Source organism: Streptomyces sp. S.PB5 (assembly GCF_030403745.1).
Classification (GTDB): domain Bacteria; phylum Actinomycetota; class Actinomycetes; order Streptomycetales; family Streptomycetaceae; genus Streptomyces.
This window is the reverse complement of sequence record NZ_JAQMWP010000012.1, coordinates 21,321-40,733: the sequence shown is the minus strand read 5'-3', so window position 1 is coordinate 40,733 and position 19,413 is coordinate 21,321. Positions and strand designations below refer to the sequence as shown.

Below are 19,413 nucleotides of genomic sequence, written 5' to 3'. Positions count from 1 at the left end.
TGCTCCTTGGATGCGGGCGATGGTGACCGCCGGGTTGCCGGTCAGGGTCTCGCAGACTCTGCGGGCCTTGACGCCCGAGGCGTGGATGCCGACATCGGTGCCGAACACTCCGCGCGGATCGCTGCACGCCAGGGACTCCGCCATATCCCCGGCTGCCCACATCACGGTGTCGTCCTCGTCGACCTGCCCATACTGTCCCAGCAGAGCCGGCCGAGCCTTGGCGCATACCGGTAGTCGCTGGACAGAACCTGACGAAGAGCTCGGCGTCGAAGAGGGTCTCGTCCTGACAGGACGTCATACGCGGCCCCCCGGGGACAACGGACGCGCCCGGCCTGCGCTCAGACCGCTGCGGATGATGGCCTCGTACCGCCGCTCCTGGCCCGGTCTCGCATGCTCGGCGGCCTCCCTGAGGAGCCGCTCGGCCTCGTCCGCCGCCAGATGTCCGGCAGCCACCAGTCCCCCGGCGGTATAGGCGGCACGGTTCAGCTTTTCCGAGAAGGCCGCTCCTTCGGTCAGGGCGGCACAGCCGATCACTTCGGTGAGTAGCGCGGCCAGCATCCGGCTCGCGGAGCCGTACCCGCCTCCGGCGGCGCTGACGGCCTGCCGGGCGCGTGGCGGTACCGGCCGGGGCGCAGGGGGGTGAGCGGGCGGCAGATGCCCGGTCCGGGCCAGTTCGCGGGCGAGCCAGCCGGGGAGCGGTGCGGGCTCTCGTACGGCGCCCACGGGCTCGTACACGCCGGCCTCGGTCACGGTGCCGGGGGCGACGATGTACCCGCCGTGCGCCCGTACGTCGACCTGCCATGCCAGGGCGCGGCCGCCGGACCCGGTGGAGCACTGCCAGCGGTGTTCGCTGTGGGCCCGGTACCAGACGTGCAGCCCTCCGGAGGGGGTGCGCACGCGCAGGGTCGACTCGTCGTCGGCCGGGCTGGCGAAGCCGCTCAAGGCGGCCAGGACGCCGATGGTGTGGAATCCGTTGGCCAGCCCGGTCAGGTCAATGCCGTCGGAGATGCCGATCCCGGGCAACAGCCGGTCCCTCCCGGGCAGTTCCCGTTCGTGCGCGTCGATGTCCACGACCACCAGCCCCGCAGGCCCGCAGGCGACCCCCACGCCCAGGCCGGGAGTCCGGCCCCACCAGTGCTCGATCCGGGCGAAGTCCAGAGTGGCAGCGTGGAACCCGTGACACCAACGACCGGCGGTCGGACAACCACAGCCGCGATGTGTGTGTCCCGGGGCTCGACAAGCCTCGCAGTTCCCCGCGGGCGTCTTGCGTCCCGGCGCGAGTGGGTGGACGGGCCAGCCCAGGCTGGCGCACCACCGGGCGGTCGCCAAGGAACGGGGAACGGGACCCGGTCCCGCTGCTGAGTAGCTGTGCGAGTCCCGCACCTCAGAGGCCACGCGCACCCCCACAGCGACTGAAGCGACGAAGCAACCGACACAGCGTAGCGAAGCGGGTGAGATCCGCGAGCACTCCCGTGGAGAACAGATATTCGAGCTCCACGGTCCCAGCGGCTGAGGGCGCAACGGCCCAGCGACTGGGGCTTGTTGAGCAGCATTGTCGGCAGCTGCACAGAATCGCAGGTCAAGGCATCTACGGAGGAGGAAACAGTGACTAAAGCGACTGAAGGTCTCTATGTATATGACGCACACACGCGCACACGCATACACGTCGATGTCTTCATATACCCGGGCCTTGAGTCGCTTGAGTCGCTGTTTGCCGGCAAGGGGCTTCTGACCTGGGGTTTTCAACAGCGCTTGAAAGCTACTCGAGGCTCTTCAGTCGCTGTTTGTTCGGTCACTGCCTCTCTCTGGACCTCGCTGGGCACAGCGACCGGGGAAGTCGGCCGCCCCGGACCAGCGACTGAGAGCGACTCAAGCGGCTCACCCGGCCCTCAGCCGACTGCCCAGTCAGTCCGCCCTCGGGCCTATTACGATGTAGCGACCGACGCACCATCAGGTGCTGTGGTCCCTGGTGTCTCGATCCCGGCCCGCTGCCGCTGGTGCTTGTTGAGGATCCGCAGCATCTTCTCGAACTCGGCGTCGCTCATCTTCCTGATGAGATGCATCGCCAAGAAGGCCCCGTCGTCATACGGGAGCTTCGGAGGCGTCCGCGTCTCGGCTCCACGGGCGGCCGAGCGACTCGCCTGCCCGTCACTGCGAGGCTCCGGCACGCTCTCCGTCCGCTTGACCGGGGCGGCCTCCCCCACCGGAGCCTCAGCCGCTGAGTCCCGCTCCTCGGGCGCGGTCCCCTGCTGTTCCTGGGGCCGGCGCTCCCGCTTGTGCATTTCCTTCCGGGCCCGTTCCGCCTTCAGCTCTTCCAGAACCTGCTGCTGCTGCTCGGCCGACTTGTTGCCCACCGCCCGCAACAGATCGATGGGCTCCTGTCCGATCCGGGCCTGAAGCTCCGGAGTCAGATTGAGCAGGGCGAGCCGCTGCGACACCCATCCCTGAGACCGGTGGAGCCGCTTGGCCAGAGCCGTTTGGCTGCCATGAATGGCCATCAGCCGCTGAAGCGCCCGAGCCTCGTCCAGCTCCTCGAGATCCTGCCGATGGATGTTGGCAACCAGAGCGGATTCGAGGAGTTCCTCGGACGTGGCCCCCTGCTCATCGCTGACCATCACCTTGACGCTGGCGAGCCCCGCCTCGCGGGCGGCCGCGAGACGACTGCTGCCGTCGATGACGACGTGCGTGGTGTCCGGTTCGAGATGGGCCTCATATGCGGGATTGGCCTTGACGTAGGCATCGCGGTTCATGACCGTGATCGCCTGCTTCTGCCCGTGCGTCTTGAGGCTGCCTGCCAGATCGGTGAGATCTCCAAGGCTGGAGCGCGGGTTGTCGGGATTGAGACTCACCCTTCCGGAGGGCAGCTCGGCGGGCGGAGCGACCCCTTCGGTCGGCACCCCCGTCGCGGCGGCCACCGCCTGGCGCCGGGCACTGACGGTCCGGGTGGCTTCGGTGAAGCGGCCGGTCCCCAGCCGGTCGGCCTTGCTCATGAGATCTCCCTGGCGAGGGCACGCATGCCGATCGCCTGCTGTGACTTGGGCGCGTAGGACAGCAGCGGCTGCCTCACGCGCACGGCTTCCTTCTGTTCCTTGAGATCCCCGATGAGCCCGACGACCTTCGGATCCTTTATGTCGACCCACCCCTGCAATGAGGAGGTGGCGATGTAGCCACGGCGGGAGTCATAGAGGTTCACCACGATCCCGAGGTAGTCGATGTCGATCTGCAGGTCGCCCTGCAGATCGTCGATCTGTGTCGTCAACAGTTCGTACGCATCGGCGGAACTGTCCTCAGCCTGGACCACGATCAGCGCCCCGGACTGGCCGGGCTTCTCCCCCTCACGCCTTCGCCCGTAGTAGACCGCGGCGTCCATGCTGAGCCCGAGACTCGGAGGGCAGTCGACGAGAATTACGTCGTAATAGCTCTCGAGCGGAGCGAGCGCCCGCTCCAGTGCGGCCTCCCGGGCTCGTACGGCGGACAGCCGTACATCGAGCAGGAACGCATCGTTGCACGCGGGCAGTAAATGCAGCCGTCCCCCGAAGTGTTCGTCGTCGACGGAGACGATGAGATCGAGCAAGTCGCCCTTGGGATCGCCCGCCATGTGGTTCGTGAGGCTGTCACCGTTCATCAGCAGGGGAGAGCGGCCCAGCTGGCTGGTCAGGTGGCACTGCGGATCGAAGTCCACGAGCAGCACCCGAAGCCCGAGCCCGGGCAGATCCTCTGTCTCCAGTACGTCGTTGACGGCGGCGAGTTGTCTGGCGATCCGGACGGGGTAGAGCCGCCCGGAGTCCTCGGCAAGCGCCTCACCGGTGCCCGCGGTGATTGCCGTCTTGCCGACGCCACCCTTCTGGTTGCACACCACGATGCGACGAGTGACGGCGGGTCGTTCCACGCCGGGAGCGGGATGGGTGTCCAGCCATAACTGCATCGATTGGGCAAGGCCCTGAATGAGAGACACCTGCCGGTCACCGGCGACCCGTTTGAACTCGTCCCACCGACCGTCCGGCAGAGAGGTGGAAAAGGAGTCAGCACCGGAGGTGTCGACATTGGCCGTCGCTGACGCAAGGTTGCACCAGTCCTGGATGCCCTGCTCGACGGCGGCCTGGATCTCCACGCCATTCTGGGCAGCTCTGGTCTTGAGGTCCTGCTGGAGCCATCCCGGCAGTTTGGAAACGATCTTCTCGCGGCCGCCAGGGGAAGCTGGAAATGTCATGAGCGTCACTTTACTGACATACATGATCAGAAGAGTGAGCGAAGCATTATCTAGATCAATTTAGCGCAGAAAAGGCGGTTTTAAGGATATAAAGTATCGACTTCAGCTCAGATCGCCGTCGGCCATTACGCCGTAATGACTGGGGTGAGAAACCGAGATGGCGTGGCGACTGTCGCCCTCGTACCGCGAGTTCCTGGCCGTGGGCGACGGGCGGCACGTGAACCAGATGGCCGAGGTCTGTCAGCTCGGCGGCACCGCGGACATCGACTGGTTCCGGGAGCCGTACGACGTGACTCGGCCGCACGAAGAGAATCCGGTCCACCACCCGCGCCAGGAAGGCGTCCCGCCGGCCGCGATGCGGCGAAGGACCTCCGGCCGGAGACGGGCTGCGACATGTCCTACGCGCTGCTCGACCCCGACGGCATCGACCAGGACGGCGAGTGGGCGCCGTACGTCTACAAGGGCTGGGGCGGTGAAGGGGCGCGAGACCAACTCGAGTGGTCTCCCAGCGAGGGTGCCCATGCTGGGCGGAGACAGTGATGCGACGTTGGGAGAGTGATCACCATGAACGTCACGCTTGAGGACATCGAGATCGAGGACGTCTACGAGCCGCCGCTGCTCGCCGAAGCGGGCGAGTACGCCGAGGCGACCCAGGGCAGCATCGGCAGGTTTCCCGAGGTCTCGTTCAACTGGTGGCCCTTCTGAGCCGCCTGCCGAGTGCGGGCCCCCGACCGGTCCGGTCGGGGGCCCGCATCTGACCATCACCCACGCTGTTTGGAGAGGCTGATGGGCGTCATGCAGGCCCCCTGGTTCGTTGTCCTTCCCGATCAGGATCTGTCCCCGGGATTCCTGGGCCGGGTGCGGAATCTGGCCGGTCCCGACCCGTCCCGGGTCGTCTCGCACGCCTCGGGCCGACCGTGGCTGGTCGGCCGCTGGTCCGACGACGAGATGACCGTGTGCGCTGCGGGTGAGGTACGGCTGGCCGTGGCCGGGGTCTGTTCGCTGGACGCCGCCCAACTCTCCTTGCGTGCCATGACCATTCGCGCGACGGCCGACATCGCAGCGGCCCTGTCGGGCGCCTACGGCTCGTTCCACGTGCTGGCGTCCGTGGCGGGCAGCTCCTATGTCCGTGGAAGCCTCTCGGGCAAGCGGCGGGTGTACCGGACCGAGGTCGACGGCGTCACCGTGTGCGCCGATCAGGCCCATGTCCTGGCCCGGCTGACCGGCGCCGGGGTGGACACCGCGCAACTGGCCCTGCGGCTCGCGGGCGTCACCGTCCCGCATCCGCTCGCCGACAGTGCGTCGTGGTGCGGAGTGGGTGCCGTACCGCCCGCGGAGGCTGTGGAGTTGAAGCCGGGCGGCGTTGCGCGCGTCCTGCGCTGGTGGCAGGCGCCCGCGGCCGAGCTGCCGTTGCGGGAGGCGGCGGCCGGACTGCGGGAAGCGCTGCGGCGGGCGGTCGCACTGCGCGTGCGGCCGGGGGATGTGGTGGCCGCGGATCTGTCGGGGGGCATGGACTCCACCTCGCTGTGTTTCCTGGCGGCCGAGGCGGGCGCCCGGCTGGTCACCATGACTCTGCACTGGAGCGCGCCCACCAACGAGGACCACGCCTACGCCGCCCTGGCCGCTCGACGACTCCCCCTCGTCGAGCATCTGGTGTTCCCGGCCGGAGATCTGCCGGCCTGCTTCGCCGGGCTCGACGAGCGTACGGACCCGGGCGACGGGCCGTCGCCGGTGAAGCGCGACCGGCTGATTCAGCAGCAGTTGGCTGAGGAGATGGGTGCGCGCGGAACGCGGCTGCGACTGTCGGGGCACGGTGGGGACCATGTCGTCCAGCCGCCCGCAGCCTATGTGCACGGGCTCCTGCGCAGCTCCCCCGTCGCCGGTGTGCGGCATGCGGCCGGGCTCTGTGCGCGCTCCCGCCAGCCACTCGGAGCGGCCGCGAAGGCGTTGCTCGACCGCCGCTCGTACGCCTCCTGGCTTGCCCGTGCCGCGGGGCTGCTGCGCGTACCCGCTCCGCTGATGGACTTCGGCTGGGGGGTGCGCCCGCAACTTCCGTTCTGGGCGAGCGAGCAGGCCGTGGAGTCGTGCCAGGAGCAGTTGCGTACGGCGGCCCGGGACGCCGTACCGCTGCATCACGAACGCAGTAGGCACGCCTGGATCGCTGCCGTGCAACAGGCGGGCCTGGGCGACGCGCACTTCAGCCACGACGCGGCGCTGGCGGGACTGCCGCTGCACACACCGTTCTGTGACGACGCCGTGGTCGAGGCGGCGCTCGCCGCCCGTCCCCACGAGGCCGCGAGCCCCTGGTCGTACAAGCCGCTGTTGGCCGCCGCCATGGACGGGCTGGTGCCCGGGCCCGTGGTGCGCCGGACGACCAAGGACCACTGCATGCCGGAATGGCAGGAGGGCCTGCGCCGACAGCGACGCACCCTCGCCGCCTGGGCCGAGGACTCCCGGCTCGTGGCGGCGGGCGTGGCCGACGAGGCGAAGCTGCGCCGGGCGCTGCTCTCACCCGCACTGCTCTCCGGCGGCGTGAGTGAACTGGAGGCCACGTTGGCCGCGGAGGCATGGCTGCGCGACGTGGAACACGACACGACCCTGAACCGTTCGAGGGAGCTGAACGATGCACCGACTGCGCGCTGATGTCAGCGCTTGCGCTGTGGACGACGGCATGGTCCTGCTCGATGAACGCGTGGGGCGCTACTGGCAGTTGAACGGCACCGGCGCCCTCGTCGTCCGGTCGCTGCTGGACGGCGCCACTCCTGCGCAGATCGTCGAACGACTGGCGGCCACCCGCCCGGTGACCCGGGAACGGGTGGCCGCCGACGTGACGGCTCTGGTCTCGCACCTCGTCCGGGAAAGGCTGGTGTCCGAATCGTGAGCCAGATTCTGGACACCAGTGGTGTCCGGCCGGCGCTCGGCTCCCGGCTCGCCGCCCGCACCGCGGTCGTCGTCGGCCGGCTGCTCGCCAAGCTGCCGCCGCGCCGGATCCGTGCCGTGCTGGGCCTGGTACGGCGAGGGGCCCGGCCCGCTCGCTACGAACAGGCCCTGCGGGCGCGGCAGGAGGTGACGGCCGTCAGCACCCTGTGCGCGGGCCACTACTGCCTCCAACGGTCGCTGGCCACCGCCGTGTTGTGCCGCCTTCGGGGCCAATGGCCGACCTGGTGCAGCGGGGTACGTGTCGCGCCGTTCGGGGCGCACGCCTGGGTGGAGGCCGAGGGAAGGCCGGTGGGCGAACCGGACGACACCGCCGGCTACCGGGTGATGATCCAGATACCGGGGCAGACGCACAGCTGATCCTGGCGTCGCGGGGGGACTGTGGCGTGATCGTGGACGGCACTCGTGCCGACTGCCGGCCAGGGGGCTCGGGAGCGTGTCGGCGGCGGCCGGTAGCCTCGGGCGCCATGGGGATTCAGGTCGAGGCAGTGGTGGAGTACCCGGACGACGGTGAGGTGGAGCGGGTGCTCGGACTGGCCGAGGCGGTCGGCGAGCCCGTCGCGGTCACGTTCGTGTGGGAGGGGCGTGAGGAGGCGGTGCGCTCGGTGCTGGTGCCCGCGGCCACGCTGGCGCTCTGGGAGCACTGGGCGCCCGCCGCTTACCCGGCCAGTGACACCGGGGAAGAGAAGCGGGATGCGGCCGGGGAACCGGAACTGGCCCACCCGGCGGAATTCGGCGCGTTCGCACTTTTCCGTCGTCGCGTGGGAGGACGTACGGCGGTTGCTCGCGGAGGTGTGGTGGTCGCCGAGCTCCTGGACCCCGCCGAGGCGCACTGGCTCCAGGAGCAAGCCCGTACTGTCCGCCAGGGATTCATGGATCCGAAGCAGAGGGCCGCGTTCGAGGAGTTCCTGGCCCGGCAGGCCTCCGCCGGTGAGCGGTGAAGCGTCGGCTTGGGTTCGGCTTGTGTTTCGTGACGCTGTCATGGGGCTTCTGGGCTGTGCTCCCGCGGGGCCCTGGGCGGCCACTGAGGTCGCGGCTCGAGTGGCGGCCGTTTCAGGTGCTTTCCGGTTCGCCACCCGGCACAACCGCACCACACCGCGGCACATACGGCAGCGCAGCACTGCCGCGCCCGTCGCCATCGCGGCCTGACGACCACCTCCGGCACCGCCTCACCGCCCCCGCAACCCGGTACAGCCCGACGGCGCGCACCGGCACGCACACCGCGCCGCCAGACGTTCGTGCTGCCTCAGCGGGTCGCCGACGGTGGGCGGGGAATCACCGGCCTACGCCGCCCTCACGGCCTGCCCGCCTTGGCGCTCAGCTGTATCCGGGCCTCTGGCCCGTGCGGGGGCCGGTGCGCCCGTCATGCCGAGCCGCGTGCCTCTGAGAACGGGGAGTCGATGTTTCTCGCCGCTGGTCACTGGCCGATTCTGCGGCGTGCCTCGTCGTTGGTGTCGTCGATGGGCTGCGGCGGCACGTGCCGTGGGATTCAGCGACCGCCCAGTCCGTGCGCGGCTCGACGCCTGAAGACGTCTCCTGGATGCCGGACCGGCAGCTGAGGCCTCGATCGTCGACGCCCAGCGGCAGTTCACCTATGTGCAGATCATGCTGCACGGCGACCCGAAGAACAGCGCGGCGTCTGGGCGGCGATGGAGCGCGAGCTGCGGCAGATGCGGGAGCAGGCAGCGGCGCCATCGTCAACTGCTCGTCCCTGGGCGGGCTCGTCGGGCTGCCGGAGCGGGCGGCTTCAGGGGGCTGCCACAGGGCCGGGGGGCTACGTGGCCGGGCCCGGCCCGGGCGGCTCAGGTGCGGGTGGGCCAGGTGCGTTCCGCCTTCACGTAGAGCAGTTCGGCCGCGATGCCGGTGGCGTGGCAGCGCTCCTCCAGGAGCCTGGTCTGGCGGATCTGCTCGGAGTCGGGGTCGTAGGAGGAGCCCGTGAGATGGCGTACCCAGGGCTCCAGGCCGAGCGCGTACATGAAGACCTCCGTCGCGCCGAACCGGCGTACCAGCCGCTCCGCCATCTCCGCGTCGCTGCCCTTGAGACGGCGCGCCTTGTCGTGGGCCCGCTCGGTGGGACGTTCCAGCAGCGGCCCGTACAGCCAGGACGTGGGCGCGCCCACGCACTCCAGGCCGATGAACACGGTGTCGACCGGCCCGGTGGTCTCCCGCACCCGTCGGTAGATCTCGGGCTCGGTGTCGACGGCGTCCGTGGCGAACAGGACGCGACGCCCGCCGACCTCGACCAGTGGCACCGCCTTCGCCCTGATGTCCAGATCGCCGTGCTCGCCGAGGAACGGCAGCAGGGTGACTGTGGCGCCCTCGCCGACGGCGGCGGACTCCAGCTCGCCCAGCTCCACCACGGTGCGGAAACCGAGCGCCTGGAGCAGCAGCTTCGGGCTCGGGTCCTCCAGTGAGCCGCCCCCGGCGCGGGGCACCACGACCGTGTCCACCCGGTGCCGCAGTTGCAGCAGCGCCTCCACCGAGACGTGATCGGGGTGCAGGTGGCTGAGCACCACCGCGTCGATGCGCTCGGGCAGATCGGCGAAGGTGAAGTGGTCGTGGCCGTCGTCCGCGTAGTGCGGCAGCGGATCCAGCAGCACGGACGCCGTTTCCGATTCCAGCAGCACCGTGGCATGTCCGAAGTAGCGCATGCGTACGGTGTTCTCGGCGACCGGCGTGTGCGGGGCGGGTGCCCGGTCGGTGAACAGCGCCGCGAACGCGGTCGCCGCGCCGTCCGCCGGGTCCGGTCCGAGCAGGCGTTCGGCGAGTTCGACGGGGTCGGCGGGGGTGTGCGTGGCGGCGTAGAGCTCGTCCAGCCGCGGGTCGTCGAACGGCACGGGCAGGTCCACGCGCCCCGGGGAGGCCAGGACCGGGCTGTTGAACGTGAATGGCTGCTCCAGGTCGGGCCTGGGCAGCAGGCACACCGACTGCCCCGCCCGCCAGGCCGCCTGTGCGCGGTAGGCCAGCGCCTCGAAGAACCGCAGTCGCGGCCGGTCGGCGGTGTCGTACACCAGCTCCACCAGTCCGCGCAGGCCCTCGGGCACCTGCCCGTACAGCGCCTCCATGGGCCGGCCGTCCGCCTGCTCGGTGAGCAGCAGTTGGGCGGCCCGCACGTCCTCGGCCAGCCGCAGCAGTCCGGCGCCCTTGCGCTCCGTCTCGGCCAGCAACGCCTCGATGTCCTCGGTGCTGCCGCCGTAGGGGGACAGGAACGGGCCGCCGTAGCGGGCCGGATTGGCCAGCGCGGAGGCGTGCACGTGCGGGGCGCGCAGGTAGCTGCGCATGGCCGGGAGGTTGCGCTGGTGCAGGTTCAGGGCCGCGGTCTGCGGCGGTACGAGGTGGCACCAGGCGTACCAGCGGTGCAGCAGTGGCTGCGGTACCGCCGAGGGGCTCAGGTACTGCTTCACCGTGCTGCTCATGACGTTGCTCCCAGCTCCTTCTCGGCCGCGGACGCGGGCACGGACGTGGCGGTGGACGCGGTCGTGGCGGCGGGCGTGGAGGAATCAGCCCCGGCCCCGGCATCGGCCTCGGCGGCGGGCTCCGTGTCGATGGCCGGTTCGGCGGCCGGCGGTGCGGACAGTGTCGTGCGGGCGGCCAGCACGCCCGGTGCGCACACCAGCAGGGTCACGATGATGCCGGTGCCGGCGACGATGAAGGCCAGCCGCGGGTGGGTGTCGGGGCTCAGGAAGCCGCCGCCCAGATAGCCCAGTGTGCTGCCCAGGAACGCGGCCGAGGACAGGGTGCCGCCGACCCGGCCGAGGACCTCCACCGGCACGGCCTTCTGCAGCAGGGTCTCCTCGCCGACGTTGGCGACGCCGTTGCCCAGACCCGCGATCGCCTGCATCGCGATCGCCGCGAACAGTACGGGCGCGGCCGCCGTCAGCAGCAGCCCGAGGCCGGTGAACAGCCAGCCGAAGAGGAACACCCAGACCGGGGAACGGTGTTCGGCCGCCCGCACCAGCCACAGCGAGGAGGCGACCATCGCCACCCCGAACGAGGCGGACAGCACACCGAAGCCGAACTCGCCGGTGTCCAGGGCGTGTTCGGCAAGGAAGACCAGCGCCAGGTTGTCCAGCGAGCCGAAGAACACACCCAGCAGGAGCAGCAGGACGATCGCCCGCGCCACCCGGTTGCCGCGCACATGCCGCAGTCCCTCGCCGGTGTCGGCGAACAGGCCCTTCATGCCGCCGCGGCCGCCCGTGGCCAGCCCCGGCAGGGCCGGAATGCGGGTCAGGAGAGCGGCGGAGACCAGGAAGGACAGTGCGTTCAGCAGCAGCGCGCCGCGCGGGGAGGTGGCGGCACACAGCAGGCCGCCGAGGACCGGTCCCACCGCGGCCTGCAGGTTGAAGGCGGTACCCAGCCAGGCGTTGGCGGGCATCAGGTCCGATTCGTCGACGAGCCGCGGCACCACTGTGCGGCCGGCCGCGGAGAACACCGTCGACGCGGAGGCCGCGACCACCACCAGCGCCACCAGTGCCCACAGGCCCGGCTGCACCGTGATGATCACCGTGAAGACCGCTGCCTGCACCAGCTCGGCCACGATCAGCAGCCGGCGCACCCCCACCCGGTCCGCCACAGCGCCCGCCAGCGGCCCGAAGAACCGGGGCACGGACTCGGCGAGGAGGATCAGTGACACCCCCGTCCCGGCATGATCACCCCGGCTGACCAGCAGCACCAGGGCGATCATCGCCGCGCCGTCGCCCACCAGGGAGACGGCACGGGCCAGCCAGAACCGGCGGAACGCCGCATGACGCCGGATCAGATTGCGTTCAGTTGACAAGACCGCAGGTCCTTTCGGGAAAAACCGGGAGGAGAGGGAAAGAGGAGGCGGAAAGGCGGAAAGTCGAAGGGCGGGCAGGGCTGCCGGACGGCGGGTCAGATCACGGCGCGCCCGTGGCCGCCGGCGCGTCGGCCCGCGCTGCGCCGCAGATCGGCCGTGAGGTTGATCCTCTTGAGCCAGCGGTCCGTGCCGTCGTAACGGGCGCCGAAGGGCCTGCGGCCGTGCACCGCGCGCTTGTTGTCCAGGACGAGCACCTCTCCCTGCGCGATCACCACGTCCGTGAGCCGCTCCTGCACCGTCGCCAGCAGCGCCTCCAGGGCGGCCTCGGCCTCGGCGTCGCCGTCCCGGGCCCGCATGAAGGGCGGGTCGACCCGCATCCACGGTGAGGCGGGATCGCCCTCGAGCACCGCGACCTCCTCCGGGCGGGTCGCCATCGTGCCGATCCGCGCGAACCGCTCCGCGTCGCCGGCTCCCTCGGCCCCGGTGGCCCGGTTGAAGTCCTGGGTGTGCGATTCGTCGGGCAGGATGTGGAATCGCTTCTCGAACAGCACCTGCCGCACCGCAGGGCTCAGGTGCAGGTCGTCCACCGCGGCGAAGGTGGTCGCCACGCGGTCGTGGTTGCGCAGGCCCAGCAGCATCATCCAGTCCGCCCGCAGCGGATGGAAGGCGTCCTCGCTGTGCCAGTCCAGCGCGGTGCGCGAACCCGAACCGAGCTGCTGGTCCTCGTGGCCCGCCACCGGGAACAGGTCCAGCACCAGCCGTCCGCCCTGCTGGCTGTTGAACGAGAACGGCTCCCCCAGCAGTGAGCCCAGCAGTTCCAGCATGCCCTGCGCGCAGCGCACCTCGGGGCCGTCGGGGCGCTGGGTGTAGGCGGTGGGGGTGGGTCCGAGTGCACGCTCGTCGACCGGCAGTCCCGCGATCACGAAACCCGCGCCGGGCCGTCCGGTGAGCCGGAAATCGAGCAGCGCGCGCCGCAGTGGCCGGGGCAGTTCCTGGGCCATCAACGCGGCCAGCCGCAACGCCCGTTCGGCGCTGAGTGAACCGGAGGCCCGCACATACTCAGCGGCCAGTGCCGCCACCGCATGGCCGTCCTGGGGCAGCAGCTCGATGCGGGGCACCGCCGCGCCGGCACCACCGACGGGCCGCTCGGCGGACGCGTCGGCGGGCCCCTCGGCACGGGTTTCGCCAGGTCCTCGGGTGAGGGCTCGGGCGGATGCCGGGACTGCGGTCGCGGCGGACGCTCGGGGCGGCGCGCCGACAGGGGCTCCGGCAGGGGGCGGGGTGGGTGCGGGTGGTGCCAACGTGTGCATCAGGGCTCCTCCGGCAGGGGTCCGGATAGGGGGAGGCGGCCAGTGCGCCCGTGCGTCCAAAGGGGGCACGCCTGGCCTTCACCCTGACACGCGCGTACTCAAGGACCACTCAAGAGCCCATCGCCCCCTCACACCGAGGTTCACTCGAACCCCTCTGTACAGGGCCTTTGCATCCGCTCAAGGACGACTCCAGCAGGACTGAGCCGCGGCCCGCTGACATGGACCCATCCGATCGGCATCGCTCCCGCAACTCCCGGGAGCTCGAATCACGGTGGTGACGCATGACGGCGACGACCCTGCTGAAGCGCCGCATCTACATGTCGGTCTTCAGCCGCTCCGCGTATCTCCCCGTGGTCTGGGGCGCGTTGCGGGCCTACGCCGAGACGCAGCCGGACATCGCCGACGCCTACCGGTTCGAGGAGCCCTTCTTCCTGCCCGAGCAGGCCGCCGACCCGGCCGCCCGCATGGAGGACCCCGCCGTCTTCGCCATGTCGTGCTACCTGTGGAACTTCAACAAGAACATGGCCGCCTGCCGCCAGGTCAAGGAGCGCTTCCCCGACGCCGTCACCGTCGTCGGCGGCCCGCACGTTCCCGACGACGCCACCGAGTTCCTCGCCGCACACCCCTACGTCGACTTCGCCATCCACAAGGAGGGTGAGGTCCCCTTCGCCGAACTCCTGCGGGCCCTGCTCACCGACGCCCCGGACTTCGCCGCCGTGCCCTCACTGAGCTGGCGCGACAGCGACGGCACCGTGCGGCGCAATCCGCTGGGCGGTCAGCTGCCCCGGGACATCGACGTGCCCAGCCCGTGGCTCAGCGGGCTGATGGACCCCTCCTTCGACGCCGCCCGGGCCGCCGGCTATCTGCCCACCGTGCTGTGGGAGACCAACCGCGGCTGCCCCTACAGCTGCACGTTCTGCGACTGGGGATCCAACACCCTCTCCAAGATCCGCAAGTTCGACGAGGAGCGGCTGCACGCCGAGATCGACCACTTCAGCCGGCAGGAGGTCGCCGCGATCCTGTGCTGCGACGCCAACTTCGGCATCCTGCCGCGGGACGTGGCCCTCGCCGACCACCTCGTCGCCAACCATCAGCAGAGCGGCTTCCCGGGCAAGTTCGTCACCAGCTACGCCAAGAACGCCAGCGACCGGATCGTGCAGATCAGCTCCAAGTTCGTCAAGGCCGGCATGTCCAACGGCGCGATCCTGGCCATGCAGACCGGTACCGCCGACGTACTGGAGCAGATCCGGCGCTCCAACATGCCCGCGAAGAACTACGAGAAGCTCGCGGCCCGCTTCAAGGAGGAGGGCGTCGAGGCGTACACCGAGGTCATCCTCGGGCTGCCGCACGAGACGCCGGAGACCTTCGCTCGCGGGCTGTGCCGGATCCTGGAGATGGGCGTCCAGGACGACATCATGATCTACGAGTGCTGTCTGCTGCCCAACTCCGAGATGGGCAGCGCCGCGCACCGGGAGAAGTACAGCCTGAAGACCATCACCCGCACCTATCTGCCCGACGACATCGAGCAGGTCGAGGTCCTCGTCGAGCACAGCACGATGAGCCGGCAGGACTGGGTGAACATGTATCTGTTCGGGGCGGTGCTGCAGTCGATGCACAACCGCGGTCTGACCCGGCAGCTCGCGGTCTATCTGCACACCGAAGAGCTGATGGGCTACGAGGACTTCTACCGCTCGCTGGCGGACGCGGTCATCGGCGACCCCACCGCGGTGCTCGGTGAGGCCATCGACCGCGCCCGCACGCTGCTGTGGGACTACCTCAACTCCCCGGACATCCCCAACGAGGGCAAGGTCGCCTCCCAGCCGGACATGATGGAGCGCCTGGCCGCGTGGGTCCCGGGCAAGGACTCCTGGCTGATCTACGAATGGTGCTGGGCGTATGTGCAGAACGAACTCGACCGGTTCTACCGGGAGTTGCGCGCCCATCTGGAGTCCGTGGGAGTCAAGTGCGACGAACGCCTGGAGGAGCTGCTGCGCTACCAGCAGGCCCGGGTGTTCACCGTCGCCGACACCGACACCCGCGTGGAACTGTTCAACCACGACTGGACGGCGTACTTCCGTGACCCGTCGGCCGGGCTGAAGCCGGGTGTGCACATCGCCCGCTTCGAGGCCCCCGCGGCGAGGCTGCGGTGAACGCGGCACGGCGGCTGCTGGAGCGGGCCGCCCGTCATCCGGAGCGCATCGCGGTGGAGGTGGCCGGTGAGCCGGGCCGCGGCCTGTCCTACGGCGCCCTCGCCGAGGACGCCCTCGCGCTGGCCGCGCGGATCGTCCGGCGCGGCGCCCGGCCCGGGGACCCGGTCGCCCTCATCGCCGCCGGTACCCCCGAGTTCGTCACCGCGCTGCTCGCCCTCGGTGCCGCCGGGCTCGTCTGCTGCCCCCTCGACGACACCCAGCCCGCCGAGCGGGTGCACCGCGCCATGGACACCGCCGGTGCCCGCCTCGCCGTGGTGACCTCGCCGGGGCGTGCCGCGCACTGGGCGGCCGAGCTCGGACCGGCAGCCGTCGTCACCGACACCGTCGCGAGTGCGAGCACCGGCGAGGAGGGACCGGTCCAGCCGGGCACGGCAATCCCCGACGGGATCCGTGCGCAAGGGCCCTCAGCCGGTCTCCCGCACGCTGCCGGTGCGGCGGAGTCCTCCGTCGCTCTGCCCTACCCGGCCGGTGCGGACGAGCCCGCGTACGTGCTGTTCACCTCCGGCTCCACCGGTACGCCCAAGGGTGTGCAGATCGCGCACGGTCCGTTCACGCGCCACTGCGACGTGGCCCGGGAGGAGTACCGGCTCGACGAGTCCTCCGTGGTGCTGCAGTTCGCCTCGCCCGGGTTCGACGTCGCGCTGGAGGAGATCTGGCCGACGCTGCTCACCGGTGGCCGGGTCGTGCTGCGCGGCGATCAGCTGTGGTCGCTGTCCGATCTGCTGGACGTCACCCGCCGGCACGGCATCACCATGTGGCAGCTGCCCACGGCCGTGTGGACGCTGCTCGCCGCCGAGGCGCAGGCCCAGCCCGGTCTCGTGCCGCCGCCCTCGCTGGCGTGTGTGCTCACCGGCGGCGAGGCCGCCACACCGGCCGCCGCCCGCCGCTGGCTGTCCTCCCCGCTCGGCGCCGTACGGCTGCTCAATGCCTACGGGCCGACCGAGGGCATCGTCACCTCCACCCTCTACGAGGTGCCGTGCGACGGCACCGCCCTGCCCGACACCGCGGCGCTGCCGATCGGCCGTGCCATCGGCGGGCGGCGCGCGTTCCCGGTCGACGACAGGCTGCGCCCGCTCCCGCCGGGGCAGACCGGGGAACTCGTGGTCACGGGACCGTGTCTGGCGGACGGTTATCTCGGCGAGGCAGACACCAGCGCCCGGGCGTTCACCCAACTGCCCGACGGGACACGGGTGTTCCGCACCGGGGACCTCGCCACCGAAGGCGCGGACGGCCGGCTCGTCTATCACGGCCGCCGCGACCGGCAGGTGAAGATCTCCGGGATCCGGGTCGAACCCGGTGAGGTGGAAGCCGCCCTCGTCCGCTGCGCGCCGGTGACCTCCGCCGCGGTCACCGTGGACGGCGACGGCAACCGCGCCAGGCTCATCGCCCATGTGGTCCTGCGCACCCCGCCCGCGGACCCGGCCGCCGGTGCCGCCGCGCTGCGCGCCGAACTGCTGACCCGGCTGCCGGCACCGCTGGTGCCCACGCGCATCCACTTCCACGAACGGCTGCCCCGTACCACCAACGACAAGATCGATCTGCCCGCCCTGGCCGGCACCTCTCGCACGGGCAGCGCACCGACGGTGAGGAGTCAGGCGTGACCACGACGACCACAGCGAACAGCGTCCACGGCGCACCGCCGCAACAGCCGGACGCCGTACGGGAGTTGGCGCAGGCCCTGGCCGGCGACGGGTACGACGCCGCCGCCCGGGCACTCGACGGCTTCGCCGCCGCCCTCGCCCTCGCCGCGGCCGACCCGCTGCGCCCCGTCGCCGTCCCCGGCTGGATCGTCGTCGAGCACGACGAGGACGGCGAGGAGGGCGCCGACCCCGACGAGAGCGACGACGTCGTGGTGGCGCTCGACCCCGACGGTCTGCTGCCGCTCTACGAGGAGCTGTGCCGGATCCCGGACCCCGGGCGACTGCGGGCCGCCGTCGTCCTGCTGCTCAACGTCAGTGTGCGCCTGCAGCAGATCGCCGGTGGCGCCGAGGCGTCCGCCCAGCTGATGCAGACGGCGGCGCAGCTCTCTCCGGTACTGGAGGCCGTCAACGGCGGCGCCCCACCGCTGGTCGGCCGGGCCGCGCTCCAGCTCACCGAGGACGGGGACGGGCTGGTGCTGACCGCGCCGCACGCGCAGTGGCTGCGCGGCGAACTGGAGTTGCTGCCCGCCGATCGGCGTCGCGGTGCCGTTCTCGCCCTGGCCGCGCTCGCCGAACAGCTCGGCGAGAAGCCGCAGACCCGCTCCGCCGCAGAAGCCGTCCTGGCCGTCGCCCGCGCCGCGGCGGAGGACCTCACCGGCCCCGAGGGAGACAACGCATGATCACCAGTCAGACGCTGGGCACGACCCTCTACCCGGTCAGCCTCGGCGGCCACCTCGTGGAGACCGCCGTGGAGATCGCCCGCGCGTCCGCCACCCGGTTCGCCTCCGGACCCGACCCGGCGAAGCTGCGCGCCCTCGGCGCCGACCCGGCCTTCCTCGCCTTCCTCGACGGCCTCACGTCCGCGCCCACGCCCACGCCGCGGACGTGACCTCAGACCCCGGCAGCGCGTCCGCGCGATGCCGGTGCACGACTCCGGTGCCACCGCCAGTGGTTCCGGTGCCGCACCACCCCGGCCTCCGCCCCAGGTGGGAGCCGGTACTCAACCCCGATGCGACCAGGAGTCGAGATGACCCAGAAGAACATTGACGTGCAGAACACCCCGCAGCCCGCCGCCGCCAAGTCCGAGCCGACCGAGCGCAAGTCCATCAGCTCGCGCATCAACAAGTACGGCAAGTACGACCGACTCCAGTAGTCGAGCCGAACGCCGCTGGGGTGCGGGCGGTCACGACCGCCCGCACCCCAGGGCTTCACCACGCCGCCGAAGAAAGGGCCCCACACATGTCCGCATCCGCTGTCAGCATCGAACCCGGGCAGTTCAGCAAGCTGTTCGGCGGTGGCCTCGGCGACGTCTTCCTCCTCGTCACCTCACCCGGTATCCGCGCCACTCTGACCCTCGCCACGCAAACCGCCGTGCCCGTACAGGAGTTCACCTGGACCGGGCCCGAGTCCCGTCCGCTCCTCATCGCCGAGATGGCCGCCCTGCGCGCATCCGGCAAGCGGGTCTCCGCCCTGTGGATCGCCGACGACGAGTTCGTCCACTTCGAGGACGAGGACCTGCAAGGCGTGGCGCTGGGTGCCATCTCCAGCTTCTCCACGCCCTTCACCACGGAGTCCCTCGCCAACAGCCTCCGTATCGTCGCCGACGGCGACTACGAGCGTGAGGTCGAGCTGGAGGAGACCTTCCTCACCCTCCTCGACCAGGCCGACGACATGCTCTTCCGCGGCCACGAGTTCGGCACCGAGGCCGTCCTGCAGCACCAGTACGCCGAGCACTGGTTCTCCCTGCACGGTCCCCTCCAGCCGGGCCAGCAGGCCGTTCTGCCCACCGGCGAGCTCAGCTGTCTGGTCAACGCCTCCGGCGAGTTCGAGGAGCACACCCACTTCGCGCTGAACGGCGACGTCACGCTCCACGGCGCCCCGATCATCCACCGCGGCGACCACGGGTCGAGCCTCGCCGAGACCATGGGCACCTACCACGACCTGGCCACGATGGCCGACGAACCCGCCGTCATCACCGTCGCCGACGGCCGCATCACCGCGATCCGCCCGGCCGTCGCCGGCCGGACCCGGTTCGCCACGGCGCTGGAGAAGCTGCTCGCCCACGATCCGCGCTACGGCAAGATCCACGAGATCGGCTTCGGCACCAACCCGCACTGCTCCCCGCTGGTGTCCGACAACTTCTTCCCCAACGAGCGTCACCCCGGCGTCCACCTCGGCCTGGGGCTCGGCACCTTCACCCAGTTCCACATCGACCTGATGACCACCGCCATCGACGTCACCATGCGCGGTGTCGAGGGCCGCGACGTCGAGCTGTTCCCCGCCCTCGGGCTCACGGCGGGCCGGGCCCTGTCGACCGTCGCCTGACCCA

At 70.8% G+C, this 19,413-nt stretch carries 18 protein-coding genes and 2 pseudogenes; 13 read left to right on the top strand and 7 right to left on the bottom strand.

The window, feature by feature from the left end; genetic code table 11:
- Positions 1-3: 3 nt before the first annotated feature.
- The 4 genes and pseudogenes from PH203_RS29550 to PH203_RS29535 form a co-directional block, all read right to left on the bottom strand.
- Positions 4-90, bottom strand: a pseudogene (locus PH203_RS29550) (enoyl-CoA hydratase/isomerase family protein); the annotation flags it as partial.
- Positions 91-294: 204 nt separating this feature from the next.
- Positions 295-1,329: a bifunctional DNA primase/polymerase gene (locus PH203_RS29545; RefSeq protein WP_289923710.1), complete on the bottom strand. Its 1,035-nt coding sequence runs from the start codon at positions 1,327-1,329 to the stop codon at positions 295-297.
- Between the two features lie 596 nt (positions 1,330-1,925).
- Entirely contained in the window at positions 1,926-2,990 is a 1,065-nt protein-coding gene (locus PH203_RS29540) for a ParB/RepB/Spo0J family partition protein (RefSeq protein WP_289923708.1), read from the bottom strand.
- Positions 2,987-4,210 (bottom strand): ParA family protein, encoded by a 1,224-nt coding sequence (locus PH203_RS29535; RefSeq protein ID WP_289923993.1) that lies wholly within the window; start codon positions 4,208-4,210, stop codon positions 2,987-2,989. The genes PH203_RS29540 and PH203_RS29535 overlap by 4 nt, the downstream gene beginning before the upstream one ends.
- 393 nt (positions 4,211-4,603) lie before the next feature.
- Between PH203_RS29535 and PH203_RS29530 the strand changes: the two genes are divergently transcribed.
- The 7 genes and pseudogenes from PH203_RS29530 to PH203_RS29500 form a co-directional block, all read left to right on the top strand.
- Positions 4,604-4,750, top strand: a complete 147-nt coding sequence (locus tag PH203_RS29530) for a hypothetical protein (protein WP_289923707.1) — start codon at positions 4,604-4,606, stop codon at positions 4,748-4,750.
- Positions 4,751-4,774: 24 nt separating this feature from the next.
- Positions 4,775-4,915, top strand: coding sequence for a lasso RiPP family leader peptide-containing protein (locus PH203_RS29525; protein ID WP_289923706.1), 141 nt, complete (start codon positions 4,775-4,777; stop codon positions 4,913-4,915).
- A gap of 81 nt (positions 4,916-4,996) precedes the next feature.
- Complete coding sequence (locus PH203_RS29520) at positions 4,997-6,853, top strand: asparagine synthase-related protein (protein WP_289923705.1); 1,857 nt, start codon at positions 4,997-4,999, stop codon at positions 6,851-6,853.
- Positions 6,834-7,091 carry a lasso peptide biosynthesis PqqD family chaperone gene (locus PH203_RS29515; protein ID WP_289923704.1) on the top strand — a complete coding sequence of 86 codons (258 nt, stop codon included), beginning with the start codon at positions 6,834-6,836 and terminating at the stop codon, positions 7,089-7,091. The genes PH203_RS29520 and PH203_RS29515 overlap by 20 nt, the downstream gene beginning before the upstream one ends.
- Positions 7,088-7,507, top strand: a complete 420-nt coding sequence (locus tag PH203_RS29510; RefSeq protein ID WP_289923703.1) for a lasso peptide biosynthesis B2 protein — start codon at positions 7,088-7,090, stop codon at positions 7,505-7,507. Before PH203_RS29515 ends, PH203_RS29510 begins: the two co-directional genes overlap by 4 nt.
- A gap of 107 nt (positions 7,508-7,614) precedes the next feature.
- Positions 7,615-8,088 (top strand): hypothetical protein, encoded by a 474-nt coding sequence (locus tag PH203_RS29505; protein ID WP_289923701.1) that lies wholly within the window; start codon positions 7,615-7,617, stop codon positions 8,086-8,088.
- A 690-nt stretch (positions 8,089-8,778) separates the two neighbouring features.
- Positions 8,779-8,894 (top strand): annotated as a pseudogene (locus tag PH203_RS29500) (oxidoreductase); the annotation flags it as partial.
- A 55-nt stretch (positions 8,895-8,949) separates the two neighbouring features.
- On the opposite strand, the gene PH203_RS29495 reads toward PH203_RS29500, so the two are convergent.
- The 3 genes from PH203_RS29495 to gntD form a co-directional block, all read right to left on the bottom strand.
- Positions 8,950-10,563 (bottom strand): MBL fold metallo-hydrolase, encoded by a 1,614-nt coding sequence (locus PH203_RS29495; protein WP_289923700.1) that lies wholly within the window; start codon positions 10,561-10,563, stop codon positions 8,950-8,952.
- Positions 10,560-11,924, bottom strand: a complete 1,365-nt coding sequence (locus PH203_RS29490; protein WP_289923699.1) for an MFS transporter — start codon at positions 11,922-11,924, stop codon at positions 10,560-10,562. Before PH203_RS29490 ends, PH203_RS29495 begins: the two co-directional genes overlap by 4 nt.
- Positions 11,925-12,019: 95 nt before the next feature.
- The gene (gntD, locus tag PH203_RS29485; RefSeq protein ID WP_289923698.1) at positions 12,020-13,042 is read right to left on the bottom strand and encodes a guanitoxin biosynthesis L-enduracididine beta-hydroxylase GntD; all 1,023 of its coding nucleotides are present in this window, start codon (positions 13,040-13,042) and stop codon (positions 12,020-12,022) included.
- Positions 13,043-13,515: 473 nt separating this feature from the next.
- On the opposite strand from gntD, the gene PH203_RS29480 reads away from it, so the two are divergent.
- From PH203_RS29480 to PH203_RS29455, 6 genes are all read left to right on the top strand, one after another.
- The gene (locus PH203_RS29480) at positions 13,516-15,384 is read left to right on the top strand and encodes a cobalamin-dependent protein (protein WP_289923697.1); all 1,869 of its coding nucleotides are present in this window, start codon (positions 13,516-13,518) and stop codon (positions 15,382-15,384) included.
- Positions 15,381-17,045, top strand: a complete 1,665-nt coding sequence (locus tag PH203_RS29475) for an amino acid adenylation domain-containing protein (protein WP_289923696.1) — start codon at positions 15,381-15,383, stop codon at positions 17,043-17,045. Before PH203_RS29480 ends, PH203_RS29475 begins: the two co-directional genes overlap by 4 nt.
- Positions 17,042-17,764, top strand: coding sequence for a hypothetical protein (locus PH203_RS29470; protein ID WP_289923695.1), 723 nt, complete (start codon positions 17,042-17,044; stop codon positions 17,762-17,764). The genes PH203_RS29475 and PH203_RS29470 overlap by 4 nt, the downstream gene beginning before the upstream one ends.
- On the top strand, positions 17,761-17,973 hold the full coding sequence (locus PH203_RS29465; protein ID WP_289923693.1) for a hypothetical protein: 213 nt from the start codon (positions 17,761-17,763) through the stop codon (positions 17,971-17,973). The genes PH203_RS29470 and PH203_RS29465 overlap by 4 nt, the downstream gene beginning before the upstream one ends.
- A gap of 138 nt (positions 17,974-18,111) precedes the next feature.
- Positions 18,112-18,237 (top strand): hypothetical protein, encoded by a 126-nt coding sequence (locus PH203_RS29460; protein WP_289923691.1) that lies wholly within the window; start codon positions 18,112-18,114, stop codon positions 18,235-18,237.
- Positions 18,238-18,323: 86 nt separating this feature from the next.
- A complete protein-coding gene (locus tag PH203_RS29455) occupies positions 18,324-19,409 on the top strand; it encodes a hypothetical protein (RefSeq protein WP_289923690.1) in 1,086 nt (361 codons plus the stop codon).
- Positions 19,410-19,413 lie beyond the last annotated feature (4 nt).